Source organism: Vibrio sp. 10N.239.311.G01 (assembly GCF_041465805.1).
Taxonomy (GTDB): domain Bacteria; phylum Pseudomonadota; class Gammaproteobacteria; order Enterobacterales; family Vibrionaceae; genus Vibrio; species Vibrio crassostreae_C.
On sequence record NZ_JBFSRM010000040.1, the window covers coordinates 1 to 24,945 of the forward strand.

The following is a 24,945-nucleotide window of genomic DNA, read 5'->3' on the forward strand; positions in this document are numbered from 1 at the left end:
TATTCATCAACGAGTGCCCACACAGATTGATAGGTTTAAATTGTTAAAGAGCTTTGCTTGTCGAAACTTTCTTTTTACAAAGAAACCCTTAAAAGCGGACGTGAATTCTAGCGATTTAATCTTAAGTGTCAAACACTTTTTAAAATTAATTTCTTTCGAACTTTCCGTCTTACTGATTACCGCTGAAGCCTTATGGCATCTGCCGTGTCAGTGAGGCGGCATTATAGAGATCATCGAAAACATGGCAACCCCTTTTTTGATAAAAATTCAAAAAACTTGCTTAAGTGGCTACTTTTACGTCAAAAGGCTCTTTCGTAGCTCAAAGCTCATACAATAATGGGTGTATTACTTAAAACTTTGCGATTAGATCTTTCGAAAAAGCCTCTATATCTAGCTCAATGCTCCATTTCTCACTCACTTCTAGGATGTTATCTAGCGATTGCTGAACTGTTTTTATCGTCAATGTGTTGTTGTCTAGGTCGTATACCTGTTTTTGCGTGGTGTAATAGAAATAAAGGATGGTCAGCGCGTCTCGGTCGCCTCGCTCAGCTTTGGGTTGAATACGCTTGAGCTTACGATAGATTTGATTATGGATTTGTTTAAGGTTCCATACATAAAGCGCTTCTTTGAAGTAATCATGCCCTTTCACACGGCTCGCGATAAATGCATTCAATGCGACTGATAAGATCACACCTAATACGTTCAAGTGGAAATTACCTGTCGATTCGCCTGCGATTGATTGCCCTGAACCGAATAGCTCGATCAGTATGGTTCCGAATACAATGGCGAACACTGCGAGTGACCCAACCAACGAAACCAACAGCAGGTTCATCTTCTTTCTATATTCTTCTTTATTGATCTTCTGTAACTTCATCGACTACTTCCTTATGTAAGTCACCTAATAATTTGCGCATACTATCTACGTAAACATTTGGTCGCTTCAACCCTTACCATCTTGTAATGTGGTCATTCTCTATTTAATACGCAGAGTTCTTCTGGTTGGCGCTATACGCAACTCTATTTGACTTCATTAATAGAAAAGAGTTACATACCGCCACAATTTTGGTTATTCATCAATTCATGTTGATAAAGCCCGTTTCGCTTTATCACATACTGACAAGGTACATTCCATGCGTTCATTTGTATTACGCGCTCGCGCAGCCCCTACAGAGAGCAAACTTATCTTAGAAGGTGTTGGGCAAGATGCTCATACTGAGATTCTGGCTCATACTCTGATGAACACGATCTTCGTTGCTCAATCTCACCGTGAGAATGTCACCGTACACCTTGTATTAGAAAGTACTAAAGACTTTTCACGTACGATCACTTTCGATTCAAATGAGATCACCAACATTGGTGGCTTTCATGAATCGGCATTGTTATCAGCGGTAGTAAGAGCGGTTGATGCTTCTCAAGGTATGACCAAAGAGCAGACTCGTCAGGTTGAACCGGGAATCGTCGTTCGCACTATGAGCTTTGAAAAACTAGTCAAAGAACTGGCTGAAGACCACCAGCTATACATGATGGATAAGAAAGGTGACTTTATCCGTGATGCAGAGATTGCTGAAAACCCATGTTTCCTTCTTACTGATCACATCCCTATGCCGAAGAAAAGCTACAACAGCTTAAAGCGCTTAGGGACAGAAAAAATCAGCTTAGGCCCGAACATGCTGTTTGCTTCTCAGTGCGTTGTATTGATCAATAATGAGCTGGATATTCGCGGTTTCTAGCCCCCGGACTGATAAGCTAAACAAAAAAGAGCTCAACTAAGTGAGCTCTTTTATTATCTATCTCTTGGTATCGAGGGTGTTATCTCATAATCAAGCCTGATTAACCAAAGATGAAGCTGTATAGGAAGCCTGCACCCATCGCCATGCTTAGGATAACGAATAGGAATGCTGCAATCATTTGGTTCTTGAAGATTGATTTAAGCAAGATAACTTCCGTCAAACTTGCACCTGCACTACCAATGATCAACGCCATTACTGAACCCAACGCCATACCTTTCTGTACTAGAGCTGCACTTAATGGGATTACCGCTTCAGCACGAATGTACAGTGGAATACCAATCACGGCAGCTACTGGAATCGCATACCACATACCTTCACCAGCGTACTGTGCAATTAGGTCTGTAGGAATGAAGCCGTAGATGAATGAACCAATCGCGATACCCATCATTAGGTAAGGGAAAACTTGTTTGAAGTCTTTCCAAGTTGAGAACCAAATTCTCATCCAACGACTAGGTTCTTTCTTCTCTACGATTTCAGCTGTTGCGCTTCCATCCGCTGAACAGCATGAAACCGTTACTTGTGGCTCTTCTTTTTTAGAATCGCAGCAAGATGTCTCTTTCGCCATTACGGGTGCAGGTTCGCCACATGCACTTGTACCACATGAAGATTCTGCTTTAACCGGTGCTGCTTTCTTAGGAGCAGAGTCACCACAGCTAGTGCCACAGCTTGAAGCTGAACCTGTTGATTCATACGCTTCAGGTTTTACGTAACGCTCAAAGCCAAGCTTCTCAAGTGCGTAACCAGCCACTACAGACACCGTCATTGCTACAAGGAAGTAGAACACAGCAACTTGCCAACCGAAGGTAATCACAAAAAAACCAATGATCACTGGGTTCAATAGTGGGCTACCAAATAGGAACACCATCATTGGACCGAAACCCGCTCTTGCACACAGCAATCCTTTTAAGAAAGGAATGGTCGAACATGAACAGAAAGGTGTAATTGCACCCAGTAGTGCTGCTACTACATAACCCTTACCATTACGTGAGCTCAGGATAGATTGAATCTTTTCTGGTGTAAGGAACTCTTGAAGAATCCCAACAATGTAGCTGATCGCTAAGAAAAGGATAATTAGCTCTACTGCTAAGAAAGCGAACATATCAAGTGCGTCTTTCAGCATTTTTAACATTTCATTGCTCATAATTAACTCCAAACTGGATTGAAGGTCGGGCTCTATGAGAAAAGTAACCAACCCTTAATTTCGAATATTCTCGAATTATAGAAATAAACAGCTCCAGAACAAGCATTATTTCGATAAAAATCGAAATGATTTTCGAAAACACAGTTTTTCAATAACTTACACAGACACCGTTTTTAAATTTGAATTCGACATACATTTCGACTAACATCGAAATTAAATCTTGAGGAGTTAATATGAACTTAGAAGTCGTTGCGAAAGCACTTAAAGAGTTGGGGCACCCTATTCGCCTAACCATTTATAAGAGTGTCGTTAAAGCTGGCTACCAAGGCATTGCAGTTGGCGGCCTACAAGAAGAGCTAGGCATTCCCGGTTCTACCTTGTCTCACCACATATCAAGCTTGGCGTCTGCGGGCCTAATCAGCCAAAGACGAGAAGGAAGAACTCTATTCTGCGTGGCGGAGTATGAGTGCCTAGAAGGTGTGATTGATTTCTTACAAGACGAATGTTGCGTAAATGAACAGTGCAACTAATGCACCTTTGAAGATCGAACAAGTCTGGGCCGAGTATCAGCAAGCATTAAAGTCATTCCTGCATTCAAAGGTCAACAACTCTGCGGATGTAGACGACTTGCTCCAAGATATCTTGATTAAGACCTATCAGAACTTAGATAAGGTACAAGATGCTAGCAGTGTTAAGGCTTGGCTGTTCCAGTTAGCCAACAACACCATTATCGACTTCTACCGTAAGCATGCACGCCAACAACGTGATAGCCAAATTGATGCTGAAGATCTGTGGTTTACCGATTTAGACCACGACTCTGAATTTAAGCAGAAACTTTCATTGTGTATTGAACCTTTTATTCAGGCATTGCCAGAACAAAGTTCATCGCTACTGCTTGCGGTCGACATCAAAGGCCAAAGCCAAAAAGAGATCGCAGAAGCGCAGAACGTCAGCTATTCAACGGTTAAATCCCGCGTGCAAAAAAGCCGTGCTGATCTTAAGAACCTGTTTGAAGAGTGTTGTAACTTGTCCCTTGATCAACAAGGCAATGTGATTGATTGCGAGCTTAAGCCGAACGCCAGCTGCGGCAAGTGTTAATCGTTACATCGAATCCGTTATTTCAATAGAACAAAGCCAGCAATTAATGCTGGCTTTGTTGTTTTCATAATCTGCAAATCACTCTTTACTTAAGCAAATCTAGAGCTTGAGCGAACCGAACTATGCTGCTTCCGCTTTTACCACAGGTTGATAGCGCCCCGGTTTATGATTCATTGCTAGAATCAAGTTGGTGACTATCGCACCAAGCACAGACAGAAGAACCAATGACACATCAACAATGAACAGAGAAAGCACAACAATCGTGCAGTCTAATGCCATCTGAACCTTACCTGCTCGAATTCCAAAACGTTCTTGTAAGAACAACGCCAGAATGTTGAAGCCACCTAAGCTCATCTTGTGACGGAAAATCACCAGCATGCCGGTACCAATCAAGCCACCACCAAGTAAAGCTGCATACAATGCATGAATTTCGGCAATTTGAATCACGTGATACAAGTGATCCACGGCGAACGAAACAATCGAAACCGCGATAAACGTATTGATTGTGAAGCGCCAGCCCATACGAGCAACCGACAAAATATAGAAAGGTAAGTTAAGTGCGAAGAATACTTGGCCAAAGCTCAAATCTGTTACTTTGGTAATGAAGATCGCTAGACCAGCCGTGCCCCCGGTGAGCAAACCGACTTGGTTGAAAAAGATAACGCCGAGTGAAACCAATGCGCTACCTAAGATCAGTGCCAGTAAGTTTTCGCGAAGATTATGATCTTTATCCATGTGAATGACTCTCCCTGAATCTTTTAACATCGCGTTTCAGTAGTCTTGAAACGATTTATGCCCAAATTTACGATGTTTGACAGATAAGTCGAGTGAACGAGCAATGTTGCTTAGTGATTAGTTTGTATATTAGTTTTTACAGCTTTGTGAAACTTTAAATTAAACAGCTAGTTATAAGCCTTAATTTAGACTTTCATTCTTAATTAGATACTTGTTTCTATTAACTAACGAGCTTCAAGTTTTCTTATTTATTGAGCGCGTTTTATACCAATTCCAATCAAGCGACAATCTATGCATAAAACGCATAGACTACATCACAAATGGTCATTTGATACATACCCGACTCATCACTATGATGCGCGACTTCTTACAACATTGAGCGCATGTCAACACCGTATGTTTTCACAATCTCTTTTTGCCCAACTTGCCAGAATGACGTTATTCCTCGTCATTAGTTTGGTTATTGTGCATCACAGTCAGTCATTGATTGATCTCTTGGCTCAGCATGCCGTAAGCAGTGGTTGCCACCAGCAGTCAGGGCATGATCATTCTGGGCACGAACATCACCATGAGATGACTGACCAACACATGTCAGCGCAAGACCACTCACATCACCACCATTAATTTAAGAGTATTAGAATGAGCATTTTCCGTTTTCCTTTACTGGTATGGCTAGGGATAGGCACACTTATTATCAGTCTAGGGATCAGACAATCATTCGGCATTTTCATGATGCCAATTTCAGAGCATTTCGGCACGGGTCGAGAGTTTTTCAGCTTCTCTATTGCTCTACAAAACTTATTGTTCGGTGTGTTCCAACCTTTTGTTGGTATGGCCGCTGACAAATGGGGAGCAAGACGCATCATTATTGCTGGCGCATGTGCTTACGGTTTGGGTTTACTTCTTACCTCAATTTCTACCGAATCGAGCATGCTTTACGTTTCGTTAGGCGCACTGGTTGGTCTTGGCTTGAGTGCGACAAGTTACGTGATCGTGCTTGGCGCAGTAGCGAAAGTTGTACCAGCAGAGCACGCGGCTAAGGCGTTTGGCTTAACCACGGCTGCAGGTTCATTTGGTATGTTCGCGGTAATTCCGGGCGCACAATACATGCTGAATGAATTTGACTGGCAGAGTGCGATGCAAGTGTTTGGCGTACTGTGTTGTTTGATGATCTCTTTTGCGCTGTTCATGCGAGCGCCTAAAGCAGCCTCAAACAAACAAGCGCAAGCTGAAGAGAACCAAACACTCAAAGAAGCGTTGTCTGAAGCGTTTGCTCACAAAGGTTACTGGTTGATTCACGCGGGCTTCTTCGTGTGCGGTTTCCACGTAATGTTTATCGCAACGCACTTACCGAGCTATTTAGCAGATAAAGACCTACCCGCGAGCAGCGCTGCGATGGCACTGGCTTACGTTGGCATCTTCAACATCTTTGGGTCTTACTTCTGGGGTGTAATGGGCGACAAGTTCAGCAAACGCCACGTTATGTCTGCACTGTACTTAGTGCGTACTGTGGTTATCGGTGCGTTTGTGACTCTGCCTGTGACTGAATCAACCGCGGCTATCTTCGGTGCGGCCATTGGATTCTGTTGGTTGGGTACAGTTCCGCTAACGTCTGGCTTAGTTCGTCAGATCTTCGGTGCCCGTTACCTATCAACGTTGTACGGCTTGGTATTCTTTACTCACCAAGTGGGTAGCTTCTTAGGCGCTTGGGTGGGTGGTCGTATATACGATTACTACGGTTCTTACGAGCCAATCTGGTGGTCAACGGTGGTACTGGCATTTGCAGCAGCACTTATCCATTTACCAATCAATGACAAGCCGATTGAGCGAGTGAAATTGGCAATGGCTTAACGTTTTATGCTGACTCCCCCACTAGCGTAAACAACAAGTCGTTCCAATAAAGCGAGTGAGTATTGAAAGGAAGCATCCTGAGATACTCACTCGCTTTTTTGTTGGTCGCGATAATAGAAACTATAACTAGCGAAACTGGCATAAAGCTCACTGAATAATAAGACTATTATTTTAGTTTTCATTTATAGTATCCACCCGCTCCTTTAAAACTAATCCGCAGGCTTATGGAATACATAGATCAGACTGTCCTTATCGCAATGACACTCATTTTTGTCGGCTCGTTTGTGCAAACCGCAATCGGCTTTGGTTTGGCCATTGTTGCAGCCCCACTGCTGTTTTTGGTCTCTCCAGATTATGTGCCTGCGCCTATCTGTTTGATCGGTCTGTTTATCTCGTTATTCAACGCTTTTAAACATAGAGCAAATATCTCTATTGGCGGATTAAAAATCGCATTGCTGGGCCGTATTCCTGGGTCACTGGCAGGTGGTGCTTTGTTGGTGATGGTTTCAACGAGCGTGTTATCACTATGGTTGGGCTTATTGGTAGTATTTGCCGTGATTGTTAGCCTACTGCCCTTTAGACTCGAACCAACCCCAACTAAGATGGGTATTGCGGGGTTCTTCTCTGGGTTCTTTGGCACCAGTTCTGGTATTGGTGGTCCACCGATGGCACTGCTACTCCAACACCAAGATGCCAATCAGCTTCGTGGTAACCTTTCTGCGTTTTTCGTGTTTAGTTCGATCATTTCATTGGTTGTACAGATCCCAATTGGCTTCTTCACGATGCACCATTTGATCATCACTATACCTTTGCTGCCTGCTGCTTGGTTGGGTTACAAAGTGGCGTTAATGACGACACAAAGCATCCCTAAAGAGAAGATACGCATTGGTTCATTACTGCTATGTTCTCTCAGTGGCTTTACGGCAATCTGGCAGGGTTTAGCTGGCTAGTTATTGGCGATAAAGACCGGAAAAGACATCTTAGAAAACCAACACAGATCAAACACCCAATAGATAAAAGGACGCTCTATGACTTACGACGAATTCAATTCATTCTGCGAGTCGCTGCCTGCAACCAGTTATGTGATGCAGTGGAATAACTCGCACGTTTGGAAAGTGGGTGGCAAGGTATTTGCGATTGGTGGTTGGGGACCGAAAGATGAGCCTGCGTTTATCTTCAAGGCGTCTGATCAGAACTTCGACTTTCTGAAAGAGGAACCCGGTTATAAACCTGCTCCTTACTTTGCTTCGCGTGGTATGAAATGGATTCAGCTGTTTGAAAGCACGCCAGAAAGGGATGAGGAGCTGAGATACTACCTCACTGAGTCACACCGAATTGTGTCCTTAAGTTTAACCAAAAAGAAACAAGCAGAGCTAGGGCTCAATCAGTAGCGTTTATTACGTACTGCTAATCTGAGCCCTTCTTTTGCAGTGAGGAAGGCCCCCTAAGAAGTCTGTTTCAAAAATGCAGGTAAATAGCGTTCTATTTTTTGCTCTGAGATAAGCGGCACCAATAAATAGATCAAACCCGCAAAGGCAATAGATCCGGCTAAGTCCTCTGGTCGATGCATGCCAAGCCAAACACGGCTATAGGCGACACCACCAGCCCAAACCAGTAAACCGCCGACTAGATAAAAGCGTTTCGCCTCTAGGAGAAGACCACCAAAAAACGCCAAACACACACCGACAAAGATCATATGTCCAGATGGGAAAGAGTAGTCAGTTTCACCCAACCAGTGACGCGTTCGCCACTCGCTCACCTTATCTTGTACAGACTCAATCGCAGCATTCTTTTCAACCAATGGTAATTCGTAAAACACTTCCGGCATATCAACCACTTCCTGCGTCACCAAATACTCAGAATAAGGACGAGGGCTCTCAGTGGAATGCTTTAAGAAGGTTTTCGCTGCAAAGCTAAGCACCAACAACAAGCCGAGCTGCAGACAAAGACTGACTAACTTCGCTTTGGAAAACTTCATCGTGAACAATACTAAAGACAAAATCGCTAGTGTTACCAAGAACCCTTGATTGCCCGCAGAGTAAGTCACAAACGTTATGAAGGCGCCATAGAAAGGCAAAACAGCACTTCCAAGGTCGAAGTCAGATCCAAAGATCAAAAAGGGTATGAGGGAATACAAACTTAGAACGAGCAGTAATAAGCCTTTGGATTTGTTAGAGAACAGAGAAGTCATGGCTAAGATCTTTTAGATAAAGTGGTCGGATGCTATCGCAGCTTAGCATCGTCAATATCAATTTTATGTCAAAACGGTCAGTCAGCCGTCATGGTGTAACAATATTCGATTAATGGACCTCTTGAGTATTGATTCGGTGAACAGCCACGCCAGCACCAATAATGTTCAACATCCATTTATGTTCATAGAGATAGCAAAAACCACTGAAACCAGACGAGACAAAGGCATCATCCCATTAATAGACTACCGGACGCGTTCTGCTGATAAAGTGAACACTTACCGGATTATAAGGCCAGAATCTTAAAAACTTTGCTGTCAGTCCTTTAAATCCACTATTGAAAGGATTACCATCTGGTCTGCTTTCAAAAGCAAAACAGATTATTAATTTTTATTCTCAGGGCGGGGCGAAATTCCCCACCGGCGGTATGTCCTTAGCAAAATCTAAAGATAAGCCCGCGAGCGCTCGATTCGTCGAGGTCAGCAGATCTGGTGAGATGCCAGAGCCGACGGTTATAGTCCGGATGAGAGAGAATGAAAACACACTCGTTTAAGTTGGAAAGGCGTACCCGCGTGAGTTGGGTTCGTACCTCCAACTTAGGCGGGTGCATTTCGTTTTGGATAAAACCATAATGAGCTAAAGTTGACTTGTAATGAGTAGGCTTTGTTGTGCTCGGTTGAGATCCCTCATACAGCCCTGATTCTGGTGATATTTTAGGAGTTTAACCATGAATCAGTCTTCACTACTTGCCGAATTTGGCGAACCAATCACTCGCGTTGAAAACGCACTGCAAGCTCTACGCGAAGGTCGTGGCGTACTTCTACTTGACGATGAAGATCGTGAGAACGAAGGCGACATCATCTACTCAGTAGAACACCTGACGAATGCTCAAATGGCGCTTATGATCCGCGAATGCAGCGGCATTGTGTGTCTGTGTCTAACTGACGAGCAAGCGAACCAACTTGAACTTCCACCTATGGTTGTTGATAACAACAGCGCAAACCAAACTGCGTTTACCGTCACTATCGAAGCGAAAGTTGGTGTAACAACAGGTGTTTCTGCCGCTGACCGTGTAACAACGATCAAGACAGCTGCAAATCCAACAGCTAAGCCTACTGACCTTGCTCGCCCTGGCCACGTATTCCCATTGCGTGCTCGTAAAGGTGGTGTACTTGCTCGTCGCGGCCACACAGAAGGTACAGTAGATCTTATGCAAATGGCTGGTCTTCAATCTGCCGGTGTACTTTGTGAAGTAACCAATCCGGATGGTACGATGGCAAAAGCGCCAGAGATCGTTGCTTTCGGTAAAATGCACAACATGCCAGTACTGACCATTGAAGATATGGTTATGTACCGCACTGAGTTCGACCTTAAGCTTGCATAACGTTTAGCCCTCAATGCTAAACACTTAGTCGTTAAGTCAACTACACTGCGAAGTGAACATTGAAAGGCCTCACTCTTACTGCTTTTAGAGTTAAAGCATATAGGGTGAGGCCTTTTTAATTTCCGTAGCTTGAAACGAGCCTGAAATGGATCGCCAAAGTGTCTCTACTTACCGAAACCTCCCCAACCTATCGTTAGAAAAGCGTAACCTCTCAAAAAATCCTGCAAAATATGAGAAACATTCACTCGAATGGTGAAGTCATGCACCATGATTGATCATCCATAATTTGAGAAAATCATAAATCAATGAAATATAACACTTATTTATTTTGGCATGGTGTCTGCACTACCACTAAGTAGGTATACAAATATTAGGAGTTGAATATGTTTGTAGTTATTTCAGTGGGTTTATCCCTATTAGTACTTGCAGCCCTGTTTCATTTCTCAAGGAAGAGACAAACAGCGCTATCACACAGGTTTGAAACCTTAGTTCTGCTTAGAGAGTTATTGTTGTTATCACGCAAACACCGCGCGGCAACGCATTACGCTCTGGCGTATAAATTGTCTAGCGACTCGATTCGTAAAGTGAACGAGATTTACGACAACATACTTGAGGTATCTGAGCTGCTTCAATCCCATGTGTCGTTTGACAGCCGCCCTATGTATCGCATCTATCACCTCAAGCTCATCGCTATGCACAGCGACTGGCAAAACCGTAGCTTGGTGCGTAACCAATCGATTCATGGCAAAACAATTCGCCATAGCATGTTCTTGATGGATGAAGTAATGATCATCTGGCTAATTCAGTCTGAGCGTGAAGACATGAGCCGTGAGTACCACATGAATTGGCAACAGATCTTAGATTGCATGGAGATCCTGACCAAATTACGAATGTGTATCCCTGATATGGAGAAGCCTGAGGAGTATTTGAGATTCAAATTCTACGCCTCTCAGACACACAGAAAACTCAACCAGTTATCGATTATCTGCCCTCTTAGTAGTGGGTCACCGGTTTGTACGCGAGCGATGCATGCACTCTCAGAGATCGCATCAAGTAACGAAGCGACCCAACCGGCAGATAGCATGTACGAATTAACCAGTGATATCTCTAGCGTCGTGTCGCAAGTTTACGACCAAGTATTATCCGACATTACGAGAAGCTTGTATCAGCCTTTACCAGACATCAACGAAAAGGTGATAAATACCCGATTATCCGTACACCATTACATGTAAAGACTTCGTGAGAGGAGAGCGTGCTGGAACTCTGAATTATTGAGTTCAAATCCGATATCACCATTGATATCGGATTTTTGTATTTATGAGCTTTTAAAATTCTATCGCTATGTATCATTGCCTATGAAGTTTCAAACATCGCCAGATTTGATATCGCTAGACCAAGCTTCTGCGGCAAAATCAATGAACTGACGAACAACCGGCAGCTGATAACTACGAGACAAATACACCGCCCACAGCACACTACTCGGTGAAACAAACTCATCCAATATTCGTATCAATTTGCCATTCGCAATCAGTGGGTTGGCTAAGTCACAAAGTAAACGAACTACCCCTTTCCCGTGCTGTGCGGCGCGAGTTAGCACTCCAACATCATTAGCCTTGATAGTGCCAGACACCTCAACTGAATAGTGTTGATTGTCCTTAACAAAATCCCACTTAGAAACATTCAAGTGACGAAAACAATTGTGTTGTCGAAGCGCCTCGACCGTTTCAGGTTCACCATGTTTGTCTAAGTAGGCTTGCGAGGCACACACCACTGAATCAATAACCATTAGCTTTCGTGCAATCAAACTATCATCAGGTTGATCGGTATAACGAAGTGCAATATCGATCCTCTCATCCACCAGCTGAGTAAAGCGGTCTGAGGCAAACAGTTCGACCGTGATATTAGGGTGGCGCTCGGTGAACTGTTCGACCACATCCAACAACATGTGCTGAGTTAAACCAATCGGAGCTGCAATTCGAATGGTTCCAGAAAGATCATCGGTTTGATTGAGTGAAGTAACTTCTAGCTCAGCGGTCTCATGGAGGATCTTCTCACAGCGCTGCAGAGCGATTTCCCCTGCCGCGGTTAAGCTCACCTTTCGAGTCGTCCTATGTAATAGCCTCTGCTTCAGCCACCCTTCTATCTCTTGAACATGACGTGAAACCTGCAACCGACTCATGTCCAAATGCTCAGCTGCTTGGGTGAAGCTGGCACAATTCGCAACTTCAACAAAGCTACGCATTGCCGTCAACCTATCCATCACACTTTCCCTTATCCACTGAATAAAACCTATTAGCTAGCTACATAGATACAATCTACATCATTTTATGATATTTATCGCAACCTAGTGAGCTATTAGACTGCAATGGCTGTCGAGAAACAGACTCAATAAATTAGATAATTGGAGAAACATTATGAAAATTGCAGTATTAGGCGCATCAGGTTGGATTGGTAGTCACATCGCTCAAGAAGCTCAAGCTCGCGGACATGAAGTTGTTGCTGTTGTAAGAGATGCAATCCGCGTAGAAACCCAAGGCATTGAAGTTCGTTCATTTGATTTACAAGACGAAGCCGCAAATCTAGCAAACGCACTATCCGGCGTTGATGCAGTAATTACTTCGATTGGCGGACGCGCTCTAGGTAATCACGACATCGTAAAAAGCACAGCAACTAAGCTGCTTGATACACTACCAAGCATTGGTATCGAACGTCTACTTTGGGTTGGCGGTGCAGGCTCATTAGAAGTAGCACCAAATGTACCGTTAGTGACCGTTCCTGACTTCCCTGCAGATTACAAAAACGAAGCGTTAGCACAGGGCGAAGCGCTTGAAGTGTTCAAGCAATCGAACAGCGAAGTTAATTGGACGTTCATTAGCCCAGCAGCAGAAATCTTCCCGGGCGAGAAACTATCAACCTACCGTACCGGTGGCGACCAACTGCTCACCGACCAAGATGGCAACAGCAAAATATCCGTTAGCGATTACGCTATTGCGATGATTGATGAACTCGAAGCTGGCAAATTCCCACGCCAACGTATTGGTGTTGCGTACTAGTCAGCTCATATATAAAAACTAAAAAAAGCCGCTTGTTCAAAACAATGCGGCTTTCTCATCTTTTACTGAGCATTCCTTTAATCCAATGGCAGATGCCCTGTTTTCACTAGGATAACCGTCTCTTCTTCCACATAAGGAAAATGCTCACTCATGTGTGGGCTGCGCATCCATGTGTGTTTTGGATACTCACCATGTTCGTCTTTAAAGGTGCCAGAAAGTACAAATATCTCTTCACCGCCAAAGTGGCGATGCGGCTGAAAACGTTCGCCAACCGGCCACTTCACTAACGCGACATGCTCGTGTTCGAACTCATGCAGTGGCATCACTTGTAAGCCGCCAATACCCTGAAGCCATTCTGTTTCCAAAGTATTAATACGAACTTGAGTTAAGTCTCTCGCGTCAAACTGGTTGAGCTTAACCAAGATCGTACAGCCATTTTTGCTGGATGGGGAATGCGCGCTGCCCGGCGGATTACGGATATAAGTGCCCGCTGGGAAATCTCCGGTTTCATCAGAGAACACACCCTCTAATACGAAGATCTCTTCACCTTGCGGATGTGGGTGCTCAGAAAACGAAGAGTCAGGATCGTACTTCACCACACTAGTCGTGTGGCCTGATTCTTTCTCTTCCCTTTCTAACGGCTTACGCCATACCCCTTTTGCAGGGCTCGCGACCCAATCTAGTGGTTCGGTTTCTATAACCAGTCTCTTTGAAAAGTCCATGTTGAGCATAATGACGACCTTACTCTAAATATTGTTTTAATTATTATTGTCTTGCTAATGTCTATTCTACGCGAATAACGAGCGAGGGGGAGACTTCGCTGCTAATTGCTAATTGCTAATTGCTAACAAAGCATCCCCCATATTAAAAACTCGGCTCGATTAATTGCGGCCTGCGATCACACCACCATCAACATCCCAGATTGCACCCGTTACCCAATCGGCACTGTCAGACAATAGGAAAGAGATGCTGTTTGCTATGTCTTTCGGTTGACCCACTCGACCAATTGGGTGAAAAGCATTGAAGCCTTCTAGCGCTTGGTCCACTTCTTCTGGCTTAATGAATGATTCGTAGATCGGCGTTTTAACGACGGCTGGAGACACCGCATTCACGCGAATGTTGTGGTCTGCAAGCTCCATCGCCATATGCTGTGTTAAAGCGTGCAAGCCAGCTTTTGCCATTGAATACGCAGAAGATGGCGTCGCTTTAATAGCTTGTTTCGCCCACATAGAGCCTACATTTACCACGTTTCCGCCACCGTTTTTGATCATCAACTTACTGACAGCTTGAGTGATGAAGAAAGTCGCTTTATTAAGCTGCATGTATTGCTCGTAATCCGACTCCTGATGCTCGATAAACGCTTTAGGGTTAAAGTAGCCAGCCGCATTAACAAGGTAACCAATACCCTCTTCAAGTGACTCTAGATGCGAAATAAGATTCGACACACTTGCATCATCATAAAGATTAGCTTGCCAGCCAGTAGCGTGGCCCAGCGACTGAAGTTCTGATACCGCTTTATCTAACTTAGTTGGGTTATTGCCGACAACCAGCACATGGATGTTTTGAGCGACCAACTGCTTCGCTGTTTCAAAGCCCATACCGCTTGTGCCACCGATTACGACTGCAATACCATTTTTAGCGAAGTTCATTTTGTTATCTCCTAAGTCATGTGAACGTGGTAATCTTAGGCTTTGAACTAACACTATGAATAGTAAGTACAAATCGGTTAGGTAGGTACTTATTGGTACATCTTTATGAAAAATCAGGAAAACTTTTTTTCAAGAAAATCAGCACCAGAGCGTTCCGCTCGTATGGTTGAAACCATCTACGGCTGTAAATGGTCACTAACGGTTTACCAATTACTGGCAAATGGCATCAATCGCCCTGGTGAAATGGTGCGCTCGGTCGAAGGGTTATCGACTAAGGTATTGAATGAATGCTTGAAGCGAAATGTGGAGTTTGGGATTTTAGATAAACAAATGTTCAACGAACTGCCACCAAGAGTTGAATACCAAGTGACGCCGTTCGGCGAGAAGTTCTTGTTGATTCTAGACCAGCTGGAAAACCTACAAAACGAAATTGACGAGATGTAAGCCCAAGCCAGTCCAACTATTGCCAAAAGAAGGAGGAAGGTAGGCAGCACGCGCCATTTAGCTGACTGGCATTTTCTCAAAACGGCCTTTCACAAAATCAATAAAGGTTCTAATTCGGCTCGGTTGATAGCGGTCTCGATGATAGATCGCTGAAAAGTCGACCTTAGGCACCACCCATTCTTCAAACACTTGCAGCAATTGCCCTTCGTTGAGTTCTTGTAAGCAATAGATGGTTGGAACACGAATAATCCCATTGCCCGACTTCGCGCCTTGTACCAACACTCGGCCATTTTTACATTGTAGTCTGCCCGTCACATGCACATCGACCGTTTTCTTAGTGTCGTCCAGTGCTTGAAAACTCCACTTACGCACCGATCCCATTAAGCAGTCATGGTGGATCAGATCTTTAGGATGACTTGGCTTTCCTTTACGAGCGAAATACTCAGGGCTCGCGAGTGTTCCCATCTCGATGTCTAATAGCTTTCTTGCGATAAAGCCCGCGTCTTCTAAGCTTCCCATACGAAAAGCAATATCAAACGCGTCTTCAATCAAGTCAACTCGGTTACTACTGAAATCAAGGCTGATGCTGATGTCTGGGTAGAGCTGCATAAACTCATTCACTAAATCCGCGATGATCACTTCACCAAGATAACCACCGACACAGTTTACTTTTATGTCGCCACGTACTTCTTCGACATCATCCACCGCAGCAATCAGAGCTTGGTCTATATTATCGAGGGCTTGCTCGCATCTCGCATACAGGTCTTGCCCCGCGTGCGTCAGCCTCAAGGTACGAGTGGTGCGGATAAACAGGGTCACCCCCATCTGTTTTTCTAGGCTACTCACTTGGCGTGATACGTGGGACCGCGACACATCAAGCTCCTCCGCTGCTTTAGTGAAGTTACCTAAACGAGCGATCAGCACGAAGGAGCGAATATCAGACAGGTTAATTTGATTAAGCATAGTCGCCAGCTTACTAATGAAGTTATGAGATAGACGCTTTTATTGTTGCACCACAGCAACAGTGCTTCAAGTAAAGCGCTATATATCAACAATGCTATTTTCCTTAATATACCTCCATCGCAACGAAGCAAGGCAACAAGCACTTGATTCGAATGCACTTAAACAATACGTCGTAGCCAACCGACGCAATAAAAGTACAGAGGAAATAAAATGAAAAAACTAATCGTAATTACAGGTGCAAGCTCTGGTATTGGTGAAGCAATCGCTCGTCGTCTAAGCGATGAAGGCCACCCTCTGCTACTTTTAGCTCGTCGTGTTGACCGCCTTGAAGCGTTGAACCTACCAAACTCTCTATCAGTAAAAGTAGACGTAACAGACAAAGCGTCTTTTGATGCAGCAATCGCACTAGGTGAAGAGAAATTTGGCCCTGTAGACGCGCTTATCAACAACGCTGGTGCAATGCTTCTTGGTCAAATCGATACTCAAGACGCTCAAGAGTGGAAGACAATGTTCGATGTGAACGTGATTGGTCTTCTAAACGGCATGCAATCTGTACTTGCTCCGATGATGGAGCGCAACACAGGTACTATCATCAACATCAGCTCAATCGCGGGTAAGAAAACTTTCCCAAGCCATGCTGCTTACTGTGGTACTAAATTCGCAGTACACGCTATTTCTGAGAACGTTCGTGAAGAAGTTGCTGCTTCAAATGTTCGTGTTACCACTATCGCACCGGGTGCTGTAGAGACTGAACTTCTGTCTCACACAACATCTCAAGAGATCAAAGACGGTTACGATTCTTGGAAAGAAGACATGGGCGGCGTATTGGCAGCTGACGATATTGCTCGCGCAGTATCATTCGCTTACCAACAACCACAGAACGTATGTATCCGTGAGATTGCTCTAGCACCAACTAAGCAACAGCCATAGGCCTTTGCTATCGTTACTAAACAAGCGATGAACTAAAAAGCGCCACTACTTATTCAGTAGTGGCGCTTTTGTTTTTATTAAGTCTAGCTACAAGCAGTAACCGTGATTAAAACTCAACGCGGTAAACTAATGTGCTGCCGCTCACTTCATTGCCGACCGCGATAAAGTGGTTACCAGAGCGAGTGAAATACTTGATTGACTCTGGACCTAAATCACCCGCTTTAGCGTTGTAAGTCTCGTTGTCGCAATCACCGTCTTCATCAACCTTAGTGCACACTGGCTGAGTAAAGTCGCGATTGTTCAAGTAGCTGATGAAACTTGCGTTTTTAGGCTGTGTTACGTCGTAAACCATGATGCCACCTTGGCGCTCAAGTCCAATAAATGCATAGTGCTTACCGTTGATCTCAGCCACTTCGATGGCTTCAGGTTCAATCCCTTTATCATCACTGCGATCGTCACCACTTTGGTTGTTATCATTGGTGCTGTTGAAGTTTGCAGGATCTTGCTCAAGTACGATTCGAGCAAAATCATCGCCACTATCAAACACTAACTCACCCGACTCATCCCAGATAGAGAATGAGCGGCTACCGAATGCTTGAACCTTTTGGTCGGCGGCAAGTGTCCCTTGTGGCTTAATCACCTTAAGGCGAGCCAATTGATTATTGTCTTTCAATGCACCAGCCAATGGGTGGTTAGCATCAACGTCTAACTTCTTGCCACGCACTTCATCGACATAAGCGATACAAAAGTCTTTTTCTGTTGTGTAGTTTTCGGTGCCTTTATAGTCATCACCATCCCACTCAAAACCTTTCTCGTCACACATTTCTTGCGTGGTTTTGATGCCATACTCACGACCATCACCTTCATTCGCAGTCACAATATAGGTGTTGCCATCAACACTGTAGCTGGTGATGCTGTCTGGCATGTAAAGGCCTTCTAACATTGCGTAGCTTTGGAGATTACCGATGTTTTTGTCTTTGTTTGACGCATCTAGCTTAGCGTTATCCCAAGGCTTGCCGCCTAGTCCAAGAATCGCATCCACTTGTGCACTCACCACATCAATGGCTGCCAATGCGTTGTTCTCTTGAAGGGCAACGTAGAGTTTTCCGTTATCAGCAAACGTTAGGTATTCCGGTTCAAGGTCTTGAGCAACGGTTGCATTCGGCACAGAGATTCGAACCTTGTCGGTCAGCTCTGCATGGCGAGGCTGACCTTGATTGAATGCCTTAAAATCAATTTGAGTGACTGTGGCTTGCAAAGGGCCATTGGTTAAATCCACTAGCGTTACTGAACCTTCAGGGTCAATGCTGTAATCCGCATTCGGCTCACCTTCATTTGCAGAGGCAATGTAGCGACCATCTTTCGAGAAGCTCACCATGTCCGGTAATGCACCAGCCGTATAAGTAGTGATCAGCTCTAGCGTGTCTGAACGATAAAGTGCAATGATGCCGTTTTGTTGCTTATCAGCATTTTCAATCGCGACAGCAACTAATCCTTGATGAGTCGACACACTGTTCGCGGCACCAATATCAATACCCGAAGCTGCAGCCGCTGATTGAAGGTCGATAGAGCCCTCAGATGCTGGTGCGCTGTCAGAGTTTATCGATAACACATCGACTTTTTGTGCTTGAGCATTGACGACATAAAGCTTGTCGGTACATGAATCGTAGCTGACGATTTCGGCTGCTGAAGTATCAAACGGGGCATCGGCAATAGCACGTCCAACCAGGCTGATTCCGGTTACCTCAGCATTGGAAGCGCTTGGCTGCTCGATGGATTGGCATTGAAAGCTAAAAGCATCAAGTGACGTTTGAGATGGGATAGCAGCCGTTGGTGATGTTGACGTTGATTGAGAACACCCTACTAGAGCAGAACTTACCGCAATAGGCAGTAATAGTGTCAGCTTATTAAATTTACGATTCATATATCCTCCATGATTTGAAACGCGATCATAGAGGGCTGTTATGACACTTATCTTTCTCTTTTATTAACAATAAATGACAACAATCAGTTTGCTTCACCCATAACAACAATAAGTTGGAGTGAGCATTTCATTAACAAGCAAGCAAAAAAAAGCGCCCAAGCTGGCTGGTGCTTGAGCGCCTTTAGTAAACTAATAAAGAGGGTTAGAAGTTGTAACCACCACCGATCATGAATACCCATGGGTCGATATCAACGTCGGTTGAGTATTGTTTTCCACCCGCTTTATATTTCGCTGTAGTATCAATGTCTGCATACCAAACTGACGCATTCAAGAACCAATCTTCATTGATCATGTAATCCATACCAATGTTTGCCGCAAGTCCCCAAGAGTCATCAAGAGATAAGTCACTTAAGCCTGCATCTTTACCAGTGCCATTAAGTTCTTCATCAAAGAAGACAGTGTAGTTAATGCCCGCACCTACGTAAGGGCGGAACTTGCTGTTTGCTTCGCCGAAGTAGTACTGAACCATCAACGTTGGTGGTAAGTGTTTTGTCTCGGCGATATCACCTAAACCACCATGGTTTGTAGAAATTGTATGGGAGAACGGTGTCGCCGCAAGAATCTCGAGACTGATGTTGTCTGTAAACATGTAACCAAATGTCAATCCAAGTTGGGTGTTTGAATCCACACCAAATTTTGACCCCGATGTCTCCAGAACATCTCCACTGCTATCGTTAGGAGATACCATTGCTGCACCTACACGGATGATGAAATCACCTTCTTTATGAGCAAGAACGTTGGTTGACATAAGAGCCGCAATAACCGCAATACCACATACTGTTTTTTTCATTATAATTTCCTTTTGAGGGCTTAATTTTTATTGGTGAATGAGTAATCATTTCTTATTTTGCGTGCAAGGTAGCATATAATAACCCTACTTTATTGATGGAAATCAATTTGTGAAAAGTTGTGATTATTTATGTAAATTTATATCGACCTGATCACTTTATTCCTTCATTTTATTGACAGTTTTGTAATGCAGCTTTTCCGTGCGTCATTTTGTTAATCCAATCAATTCACTCTATTCGGATCTTTTTTGGATCAAAATAGAGCAAGCCAATATCTCACGTGCATCATTTTGGTGCAGAACAACAAGAATCAATCTCGCCTCGTATAATATTCAATGAGTTACATTTGGCTTAGTGCTTGCAAGTCTATGTTCATAATCATAAATACATTGAGGTTCTGATCATGCAAGACACTCTAACAATCGTTCTGGCCGGCGGTGTTGGCTCTCGGCTTTCCCCTCTCACCGATAACCGTGCAAAACCTGCGGTACCCTTTGGTGGCAAATATCGAATCATCGATTTCACACTCGCGAACTGCTTACACTCTGGGCTACGCCAAATTTTGGTGCTGACTCAGTACAAATCTCACTCTTTGCAAAAACATTTAAGAGATGGTTGGTCGGTGCTTAACCCTGAGCTCGGCGAATACATCACCAATGTTCCTCCACAAATGCGAACCGGTGATAGCTGGTACAGCGGTACTGCCGATGCGATTTATCAAAACTTGTATCTACTTTCACGCAGTGAAGCCAAGCATGTGGTGGTGTTATCCGGTGACCATATCTATCGCATGGATTACGCACCAATGCTCAAGCAGCACAAAAAGAACGAGGCCGACCTAACTGTGGCGTGCATGGAGGTTTCGATTGACGAAGCCAAAGAGTTTGGTGTGATGGAGATAGATGAATCTCTAGAGATCAATAACTTTACCGAAAAGCCACGTTACCCTGCATGTGTACCTGGTAGGCCAACTCGCAGCATGGCTTCAATGGGTATTTACGTCTTTGATAAAGAAGTACTAACACAAGCGCTACTGGCGGACGCCGAAGATCCGAACTCAAGCCACGATTTTGGTAAAGATATCATTCCTAAATTGGTGGGCAACAACAGTGTTTACGCATACAAGTTTGGGGATGAAGAAGGCCGAGTGACCCAAGATGCGTACTGGAGAGATGTTGGTACTATCGACTCTTATTACCAATCCAACATGGACCTGTTAAAGCCAGCTTCGCCTATCGATTTATATCAACCTGATTGGGCGATTCGTACTTACGAACCGCAGCTGCCACCCGCACGAACCATTGCTTCAGTTGAAGGTAATCAAGGAATATTCATCAACTCGATGATAGCGAATGGCGTTGTAATTGAAGGCGGCTCGGCGCAAAACTCAATCTTCTTCCCGAAAGTGAAAGTCAGCAATGCCGCGATTGTGATTGATAGTATTCTGTTTGAAGATGTTGAGATTGGAAAAAATTGCCACATACAAAACTGCATCATCGACAAGAACGTTAAGGTGCCTGACGGAACCCAGATCGGTCTTGATGGCCTTGCCGATGCGAAACGCTTCCACATATCAAAACAAGGCGTGATTGTGGTGCCCTCTTCTTACCAATTTGAAGAGTAACCTTTAACGTTGGAATAGCTTTTCTTTAAACGAAAAAAGGCAGCGAATTCGCTGCCTTCTTATTTACTCACACAGCTTCAGTTAAGCCTTAACTGTCCATGTATTCGATTAAACAGAAACCTTAGAAAGGCCCTAACTCAATCATTTGAGCAATCACAACAGAAACCAAAGCGCCTACCGACCAGAACAAGAACAGTGGTAAGAAGAAACGAACCCACTTGGTGTAAGGTACTTTTGCTATAGCCAATACCGCCAACAAGCCACCATTGGTTGGGTAAATATAGTTAGAAATACCATCACCCAATTGAGAAGCCAGTGCCGCCACTTGACGAGTCACTTCACCAATATCTGCCAACGGAATAATGATTGGCATGGTGATCACCGCTTGGCCACTGCCCGATGGAATGAACAGGTTGATCGCAGCCTGCGAGAAGTAGATCCCTGCTGCTGCCACAAGTTTAGAGCTACCAGAAATGATCTGTGCAAGATAGAAGATAATAGAATCAACAATCTTCGCGTCTTCCATAATGGTTAGCACTGAACGAGCAAAAAAGATGATCAGTACCGCGATCAATACGTCGCTAACACCTTTGGTCCAATACTCACAGATCTTGTTCGGAGATAAACCCGCCACCAAACCCGGAATAATAGCCATCGCCACGAATGCACCCGCAATCTCGGTGAAGCCGAACCCCATCGTCAACGTGCCGAAGATCATGTATGCGAATACGCCCAAGAACGCGATGCCCGCAAGCTTTTCACGTGTGGTCAGTGTTTTCGCTTCAACATTTGATTCATAGTGGTAACCCGTGCCGTGTAACAAGCCTTTGGTCGGATCTTGCTTAACTTTGCGCGCGTAGTTAAGCACATACCATGCACCCGTTAACAACATGAACATACCAACAATAAAGCGGTACCACATGCCTGAATACATAGGCAGTTCAGCGATAGTGTGTGCAATACCCGTAAAGAATGGGTTAGCCAAAGCGGCCGCGAAACCGGCACAACTTGCCAGTAAAACAACGCCAAGTGCCGTAATCGCGTCATAGCCAAGCTTGATACAGATCGGGATCATCAAAGAGATAAAAATGACATCAAGTTCACGCATACCGGTGAAGGTAACGTTGAAGAAGATCGCCGTCATGATCACAGGCGCAATCACGTATAAGCCTTGCTTCTTTAGCTTAGTAGTTAGTGCAACAACGGATGCGTCTAACAGACCCATGTGTTTGATAATGCCAAAAGCACCACCCACAAATACCACAACGCCCATCACGCCAGAAGCGGATTTGAAGCCTTTAAAAAATGATTCGAAAAAAGAGGCTAATGTTGTTGGGTTGCTGGTCAATTGTGTGTAGCTGTCTGGGTCGATAACCGTGCGGCCATTCATGACCACTCGCTCGAATTCACCAGCAGGGATGAAGTAAGTTGCAATTGCAGCAACGATCACCATGATAACCAAAGAGAGAAACGGGTGGTTTACTTCTTTTTCTGTGGGCGCTGCGTTAGCAGCTTGAGATGTAGGTACGGATGTAGATACCGTAGTCGTCATATAGACTCCTTATTTGTCAGCAACTAAGGTTCACTTAGCCGCCGGAGGGATTTTTGGAAAAACGAAACCCTTCACGCTGAACTAAGTTCGCGCTAATTTAGGTTGTTTCAAAAAGGCCTTTGATAGATGGTGCTCTCAAATGTACATAGTGAAGTAGTGAGAACTACTCTCTTTGCGTCCGAGCAAAATGCAGATGTTCAGCCAAGTCAGGCCAAACTGAATGAGGTCATTACAAGCAGGTAAACAGAAAAGTCTGTTTTGGTAATGCGTTTTTTATCAATTACAAAGACAAGCGGCGCATACTAGCACAACGAGTCATTAATTGTCAGAAAAGTGTGAGTTTCGTCATGCTTTGGTGAGCAAAAGAAAAGCGCCCACTAATAAGTAAGGCGCTTTTCTGCAATCGAATCGAGTTACTTAGGTGCTAATTCGTAGTTTTCTTGCATCTCATGAGGGGCAATCCCGTACTCATAATCCGCTAAGTAGCCATCCTTATAGACCTTCATTCCCTTCTCATCCCAGCTCACTTTGATCATCGCCGTGTTGCCATCTTCACTGCCTAACAGCTCCAGCATTTCTGCATCAATCTTAATGGCTTTGATGGTTTTAATACGCTTAAACGGCTTAAATTCAGTGGCCGAGAATACGATGGCCGAGCGATAACGCTTAAGCTTGAGTCCAATCGCAAAGATTCTCGATTGTTGCTCAAACTGCAACATATTGATCTAGGCTCAATTGATGAGTCTCGCATTTCAGAACTTGTGCGATTCAAAGTCGAAACGCCGGTTCGCTATGAAGGTGACATTAATTATTGGCGTCAGGGCGTCGAATTTCCTGTCGATCAACTGGCATCCAATAAAGAAGTCGATATTCGAGCACGCATTACCATACCCGAGTCTCAACTCACAGCAGGAGAGTTTCACTTCAATATGGAGTGGGCAGTTGAGTGTCTATAAATTAGTAACTTAAGCTGAGTTTTTAATCAAAGAAGAAAAAGTGAGTGAGCTGGAAAGAAAATCAATGGAGTGACAAGTTCGGAATTATAAAACCGATAAAGAGAGATTCACTGGGAATTCGCTGTAGGTTAGCGCAAATTATCAAGGATGGAGTTTTTTTGAACATGTCTTTAAAACACGAAACATAATATGCGATCAGTTCATCGGACTTTCAAGGGAGTAACAAGAGAATATTTGATAACACTGAAGTCAATCACACATGTGCTAATTCTCAGTTGGTTAATCTATCCGATGTTTGCTACGTTTAAATGACACAGTCATTGGAAAGGTATGATTTATGAAAATAAATGTTCAAACACATCATGTATCAATTAACGACGAGTCACGCAAAGACATCGAAGGTAAATTCGAGAAGATATCTAACCATTTCCCATCACTGATCAGTTGCGACATCATCATTACTAAAGAACACGGTCAACATCAGGTTGAAGTATTCACCAACTACGAAGGTGTACGAGTAACAGCAAAATCGACAGACGATGTTATGTACCCAGCTATCGCTGCAGCACTTAAGAAACTTGAAGCGGGCCTAAGTAACCGTAAGGGACAATTGAAAGCCGACCTACACGAGAAACCAACAAGCACGAAGCCAGAGATTGCTTCGGACATCATCCAAGAGATGAAATTGGTATAAATCGATAAGTAGTTAAAGCGAAATAACGAATAGAAACTTATTAAGAATTTCAAAGCCAGCATACGTGAAGTGACCCCGTAAAGTTGGACATTTCTGTTAAGCGGCTTTCAAGGCCTGAGT

Annotated in this window: 26 protein-coding genes, 1 pseudogene and 1 riboswitch; of the genes and pseudogenes, 14 read left to right on the forward strand and 13 right to left on the reverse strand. The window is 44.1% G+C overall.

The annotated features are described in order from the left end of the window. Positions 1-349: 349 nt before the first annotated feature. Positions 350-874: a DUF3087 family protein gene (locus tag AB6D06_RS21095; RefSeq protein WP_372100923.1), complete on the reverse strand. Its 525-nt coding sequence runs from the start codon at positions 872-874 to the stop codon at positions 350-352. Between the two features lie 256 nt (positions 875-1,130). On the opposite strand from AB6D06_RS21095, the gene trmY reads away from it, so the two are divergent. Beyond that, positions 1,131-1,730 (forward strand): tRNA (pseudouridine(54)-N(1))-methyltransferase TrmY, encoded by a 600-nt coding sequence (trmY, locus tag AB6D06_RS21100; protein ID WP_017061702.1) that lies wholly within the window; start codon positions 1,131-1,133, stop codon positions 1,728-1,730. Positions 1,731-1,830: 100 nt separating this feature from the next. On the opposite strand, the gene AB6D06_RS21105 is transcribed toward trmY, so the two are convergent. Then, complete coding sequence (locus AB6D06_RS21105; RefSeq protein WP_372100921.1) at positions 1,831-2,931, reverse strand: permease; 1,101 nt, start codon at positions 2,929-2,931, stop codon at positions 1,831-1,833. Positions 2,932-3,164: 233 nt separating this feature from the next. On the opposite strand from AB6D06_RS21105, the gene AB6D06_RS21110 reads away from it, so the two are divergent. Next, complete coding sequence (locus AB6D06_RS21110; protein ID WP_004733042.1) at positions 3,165-3,461, forward strand: helix-turn-helix transcriptional regulator; 297 nt, start codon at positions 3,165-3,167, stop codon at positions 3,459-3,461. Next, positions 3,445-4,029, forward strand: a complete 585-nt coding sequence (gene sigZ, locus AB6D06_RS21115; protein ID WP_229648219.1) for an RNA polymerase sigma factor SigZ — start codon at positions 3,445-3,447, stop codon at positions 4,027-4,029. The genes AB6D06_RS21110 and sigZ overlap by 17 nt, the downstream gene beginning before the upstream one ends. Before the next feature lie 120 nt (positions 4,030-4,149). Here sigZ and AB6D06_RS21120 read toward each other — a convergent pair whose 3' ends face one another. Continuing rightward, a complete protein-coding gene (locus AB6D06_RS21120) occupies positions 4,150-4,764 on the reverse strand; it encodes a YitT family protein (protein WP_017065874.1) in 615 nt (204 codons plus the stop codon). Between the two features lie 460 nt (positions 4,765-5,224). Beyond that, a complete protein-coding gene (locus AB6D06_RS21125) occupies positions 5,225-5,374 on the reverse strand; it encodes a hypothetical protein (protein ID WP_372100920.1) in 150 nt (49 codons plus the stop codon). Between the two features lie 29 nt (positions 5,375-5,403). On the opposite strand from AB6D06_RS21125, the gene AB6D06_RS21130 reads away from it, so the two are divergent. The 3 genes from AB6D06_RS21130 to AB6D06_RS21140 all read left to right on the forward strand — a co-directional run bounded on the left by AB6D06_RS21130 (position 5,404) and on the right by AB6D06_RS21140 (position 8,006). Beyond that, positions 5,404-6,615 carry an MFS transporter gene (locus AB6D06_RS21130; RefSeq protein ID WP_102429223.1) on the forward strand — a complete coding sequence of 404 codons (1,212 nt, stop codon included), beginning with the start codon at positions 5,404-5,406 and terminating at the stop codon, positions 6,613-6,615. Positions 6,616-6,839: 224 nt separating this feature from the next. Then, positions 6,840-7,565: a sulfite exporter TauE/SafE family protein gene (locus AB6D06_RS21135; protein WP_372100918.1), complete on the forward strand. Its 726-nt coding sequence runs from the start codon at positions 6,840-6,842 to the stop codon at positions 7,563-7,565. 78 nt (positions 7,566-7,643) lie between these two features. Continuing rightward, on the forward strand, positions 7,644-8,006 hold the full coding sequence (locus AB6D06_RS21140; protein WP_372100916.1) for an MmcQ/YjbR family DNA-binding protein: 363 nt from the start codon (positions 7,644-7,646) through the stop codon (positions 8,004-8,006). Positions 8,007-8,059: 53 nt separating this feature from the next. Here the strand turns inward: AB6D06_RS21140 and AB6D06_RS21145 are convergent, their stop codons facing one another. Further along, positions 8,060-8,806, reverse strand: coding sequence for a phosphatase PAP2 family protein (locus AB6D06_RS21145; RefSeq protein WP_017064917.1), 747 nt, complete (start codon positions 8,804-8,806; stop codon positions 8,060-8,062). A 386-nt stretch (positions 8,807-9,192) separates the two neighbouring features. Continuing rightward, a riboswitch (FMN riboswitch) is annotated at positions 9,193-9,343 on the forward strand. A 188-nt stretch (positions 9,344-9,531) separates the two neighbouring features. Between AB6D06_RS21145 and ribB the strand changes: the two genes are divergently transcribed. Together ribB and AB6D06_RS21155 are read left to right on the forward strand one after the other, a co-directional pair. Then, entirely contained in the window at positions 9,532-10,188 is a 657-nt protein-coding gene (ribB, locus tag AB6D06_RS21150; RefSeq protein WP_004733029.1) for a 3,4-dihydroxy-2-butanone-4-phosphate synthase, read from the forward strand. 383 nt (positions 10,189-10,571) lie between these two features. Further along, the gene (locus AB6D06_RS21155; RefSeq protein ID WP_102332193.1) at positions 10,572-11,420 is read left to right on the forward strand and encodes a hypothetical protein; all 849 of its coding nucleotides are present in this window, start codon (positions 10,572-10,574) and stop codon (positions 11,418-11,420) included. 131 nt (positions 11,421-11,551) lie between these two features. On the opposite strand, the gene AB6D06_RS21160 is transcribed toward AB6D06_RS21155, so the two are convergent. Then, on the reverse strand, positions 11,552-12,448 hold the full coding sequence (locus AB6D06_RS21160; protein ID WP_372100914.1) for a LysR substrate-binding domain-containing protein: 897 nt from the start codon (positions 12,446-12,448) through the stop codon (positions 11,552-11,554). Between the two features lie 154 nt (positions 12,449-12,602). Between AB6D06_RS21160 and AB6D06_RS21165 the strand changes: the two genes are divergently transcribed. Beyond that, complete coding sequence (locus tag AB6D06_RS21165; protein WP_102332195.1) at positions 12,603-13,241, forward strand: NAD(P)-dependent oxidoreductase; 639 nt, start codon at positions 12,603-12,605, stop codon at positions 13,239-13,241. Between the two features lie 77 nt (positions 13,242-13,318). Here AB6D06_RS21165 and AB6D06_RS21170 read toward each other — a convergent pair whose 3' ends face one another. After that, positions 13,319-13,972 (reverse strand): cupin domain-containing protein, encoded by a 654-nt coding sequence (locus AB6D06_RS21170; protein WP_372052066.1) that lies wholly within the window; start codon positions 13,970-13,972, stop codon positions 13,319-13,321. Between the two features lie 150 nt (positions 13,973-14,122). Beyond that, positions 14,123-14,890 carry an SDR family NAD(P)-dependent oxidoreductase gene (locus AB6D06_RS21175; protein ID WP_372111746.1) on the reverse strand — a complete coding sequence of 256 codons (768 nt, stop codon included), beginning with the start codon at positions 14,888-14,890 and terminating at the stop codon, positions 14,123-14,125. A 105-nt stretch (positions 14,891-14,995) separates the two neighbouring features. Here AB6D06_RS21175 and AB6D06_RS21180 point away from each other — a divergent pair, with 105 nt between their 5' ends. Further along, positions 14,996-15,334, forward strand: coding sequence for a helix-turn-helix domain-containing protein (locus tag AB6D06_RS21180; RefSeq protein ID WP_004733017.1), 339 nt, complete (start codon positions 14,996-14,998; stop codon positions 15,332-15,334). Between the two features lie 57 nt (positions 15,335-15,391). Here AB6D06_RS21180 and AB6D06_RS21185 read toward each other — a convergent pair whose 3' ends face one another. Then, on the reverse strand, positions 15,392-16,297 hold the full coding sequence (locus AB6D06_RS21185; RefSeq protein ID WP_372111749.1) for a LysR substrate-binding domain-containing protein: 906 nt from the start codon (positions 16,295-16,297) through the stop codon (positions 15,392-15,394). Between the two features lie 210 nt (positions 16,298-16,507). Here AB6D06_RS21185 and AB6D06_RS21190 point away from each other — a divergent pair, with 210 nt between their 5' ends. Beyond that, positions 16,508-17,227 carry an SDR family oxidoreductase gene (locus AB6D06_RS21190; protein ID WP_102445728.1) on the forward strand — a complete coding sequence of 240 codons (720 nt, stop codon included), beginning with the start codon at positions 16,508-16,510 and terminating at the stop codon, positions 17,225-17,227. Between the two features lie 106 nt (positions 17,228-17,333). On the opposite strand, the gene AB6D06_RS21195 is transcribed toward AB6D06_RS21190, so the two are convergent. Together AB6D06_RS21195 and ompW are read right to left on the reverse strand one after the other, a co-directional pair. Further along, entirely contained in the window at positions 17,334-19,151 is a 1,818-nt protein-coding gene (locus AB6D06_RS21195) for a choice-of-anchor I family protein (protein WP_372111752.1), read from the reverse strand. A 202-nt stretch (positions 19,152-19,353) separates the two neighbouring features. Next, on the reverse strand, positions 19,354-20,001 hold the full coding sequence (gene ompW, locus AB6D06_RS21200) for an outer membrane protein OmpW (RefSeq protein ID WP_372111755.1): 648 nt from the start codon (positions 19,999-20,001) through the stop codon (positions 19,354-19,356). A gap of 401 nt (positions 20,002-20,402) precedes the next feature. Between ompW and glgC the strand changes: the two genes are divergently transcribed. Beyond that, complete coding sequence (gene glgC, locus AB6D06_RS21205; protein WP_017064925.1) at positions 20,403-21,623, forward strand: glucose-1-phosphate adenylyltransferase; 1,221 nt, start codon at positions 20,403-20,405, stop codon at positions 21,621-21,623. Positions 21,624-21,744: 121 nt separating this feature from the next. Here glgC and AB6D06_RS21210 read toward each other — a convergent pair whose 3' ends face one another. Together AB6D06_RS21210 and AB6D06_RS21215 are read right to left on the reverse strand one after the other, a co-directional pair. Then, positions 21,745-23,175 (reverse strand): YfcC family protein, encoded by a 1,431-nt coding sequence (locus AB6D06_RS21210; RefSeq protein ID WP_017066892.1) that lies wholly within the window; start codon positions 23,173-23,175, stop codon positions 21,745-21,747. A 413-nt stretch (positions 23,176-23,588) separates the two neighbouring features. Next, positions 23,589-23,816: pseudogene (locus AB6D06_RS21215) on the reverse strand (hypothetical protein); the annotation flags it as partial. 57 nt (positions 23,817-23,873) lie between these two features. Here AB6D06_RS21215 and AB6D06_RS21220 point away from each other — a divergent pair. Beyond that, a complete protein-coding gene (locus AB6D06_RS21220) occupies positions 23,874-24,131 on the forward strand; it encodes a hypothetical protein (RefSeq protein ID WP_229648214.1) in 258 nt (85 codons plus the stop codon). A 337-nt stretch (positions 24,132-24,468) separates the two neighbouring features. Then, complete coding sequence (gene hpf / locus AB6D06_RS21225; protein WP_017061680.1) at positions 24,469-24,825, forward strand: ribosome hibernation-promoting factor, HPF/YfiA family; 357 nt, start codon at positions 24,469-24,471, stop codon at positions 24,823-24,825. Positions 24,826-24,945: the final 120 nt, after the last annotated feature.

Excerpts from the sequence above, each read along its gene's own strand:
- glgC (WP_017064925.1), top strand. The coding sequence starts at position 20,403 with ATGCAAGACACTCTAACAATCGTTCTGGCCGGCGGTGTTGGCTCTCGG.
- AB6D06_RS21120 (WP_017065874.1), bottom strand. The coding sequence starts at position 4,764 with ATGGATAAAGATCATAATCTTCGCGAAAACTTACTGGCACTGATCTTA.
- AB6D06_RS21175 (WP_372111746.1), bottom strand. The coding sequence starts at position 14,890 with ATGAACTTCGCTAAAAATGGTATTGCAGTCGTAATCGGTGGCACAAGC.
- AB6D06_RS21210 (WP_017066892.1), bottom strand. The coding sequence starts at position 23,175 with ATGACGACTACGGTATCTACATCCGTACCTACATCTCAAGCTGCTAAC.
- AB6D06_RS21135 (WP_372100918.1), top strand. The coding sequence starts at position 6,840 with ATGGAATACATAGATCAGACTGTCCTTATCGCAATGACACTCATTTTT.
- AB6D06_RS21195 (WP_372111752.1), bottom strand. The coding sequence starts at position 19,151 with ATGAATCGTAAATTTAATAAGCTGACACTATTACTGCCTATTGCGGTA.
- AB6D06_RS21105 (WP_372100921.1), bottom strand. The coding sequence starts at position 2,931 with ATGAGCAATGAAATGTTAAAAATGCTGAAAGACGCACTTGATATGTTC.
- hpf (WP_017061680.1), top strand. The coding sequence starts at position 24,469 with ATGAAAATAAATGTTCAAACACATCATGTATCAATTAACGACGAGTCA.
- sigZ (WP_229648219.1), top strand. The coding sequence starts at position 3,445 with ATGAACAGTGCAACTAATGCACCTTTGAAGATCGAACAAGTCTGGGCC.
- AB6D06_RS21165 (WP_102332195.1), top strand. The coding sequence starts at position 12,603 with ATGAAAATTGCAGTATTAGGCGCATCAGGTTGGATTGGTAGTCACATC.
- AB6D06_RS21140 (WP_372100916.1), top strand. The coding sequence starts at position 7,644 with ATGACTTACGACGAATTCAATTCATTCTGCGAGTCGCTGCCTGCAACC.
- ribB (WP_004733029.1), top strand. The coding sequence starts at position 9,532 with ATGAATCAGTCTTCACTACTTGCCGAATTTGGCGAACCAATCACTCGC.
- AB6D06_RS21190 (WP_102445728.1), top strand. The coding sequence starts at position 16,508 with ATGAAAAAACTAATCGTAATTACAGGTGCAAGCTCTGGTATTGGTGAA.
- AB6D06_RS21095 (WP_372100923.1), bottom strand. The coding sequence starts at position 874 with ATGAAGTTACAGAAGATCAATAAAGAAGAATATAGAAAGAAGATGAAC.
- AB6D06_RS21160 (WP_372100914.1), bottom strand. The coding sequence starts at position 12,448 with ATGGATAGGTTGACGGCAATGCGTAGCTTTGTTGAAGTTGCGAATTGT.
- AB6D06_RS21130 (WP_102429223.1), top strand. The coding sequence starts at position 5,404 with ATGAGCATTTTCCGTTTTCCTTTACTGGTATGGCTAGGGATAGGCACA.
- AB6D06_RS21155 (WP_102332193.1), top strand. The coding sequence starts at position 10,572 with ATGTTTGTAGTTATTTCAGTGGGTTTATCCCTATTAGTACTTGCAGCC.
- AB6D06_RS21180 (WP_004733017.1), top strand. The coding sequence starts at position 14,996 with ATGAAAAATCAGGAAAACTTTTTTTCAAGAAAATCAGCACCAGAGCGT.
- ompW (WP_372111755.1), bottom strand. The coding sequence starts at position 20,001 with ATGAAAAAAACAGTATGTGGTATTGCGGTTATTGCGGCTCTTATGTCA.
- trmY (WP_017061702.1), top strand. The coding sequence starts at position 1,131 with ATGCGTTCATTTGTATTACGCGCTCGCGCAGCCCCTACAGAGAGCAAA.
- AB6D06_RS21110 (WP_004733042.1), top strand. The coding sequence starts at position 3,165 with ATGAACTTAGAAGTCGTTGCGAAAGCACTTAAAGAGTTGGGGCACCCT.
- AB6D06_RS21145 (WP_017064917.1), bottom strand. The coding sequence starts at position 8,806 with ATGACTTCTCTGTTCTCTAACAAATCCAAAGGCTTATTACTGCTCGTT.
- AB6D06_RS21185 (WP_372111749.1), bottom strand. The coding sequence starts at position 16,297 with ATGCTTAATCAAATTAACCTGTCTGATATTCGCTCCTTCGTGCTGATC.
- AB6D06_RS21170 (WP_372052066.1), bottom strand. The coding sequence starts at position 13,972 with ATGCTCAACATGGACTTTTCAAAGAGACTGGTTATAGAAACCGAACCA.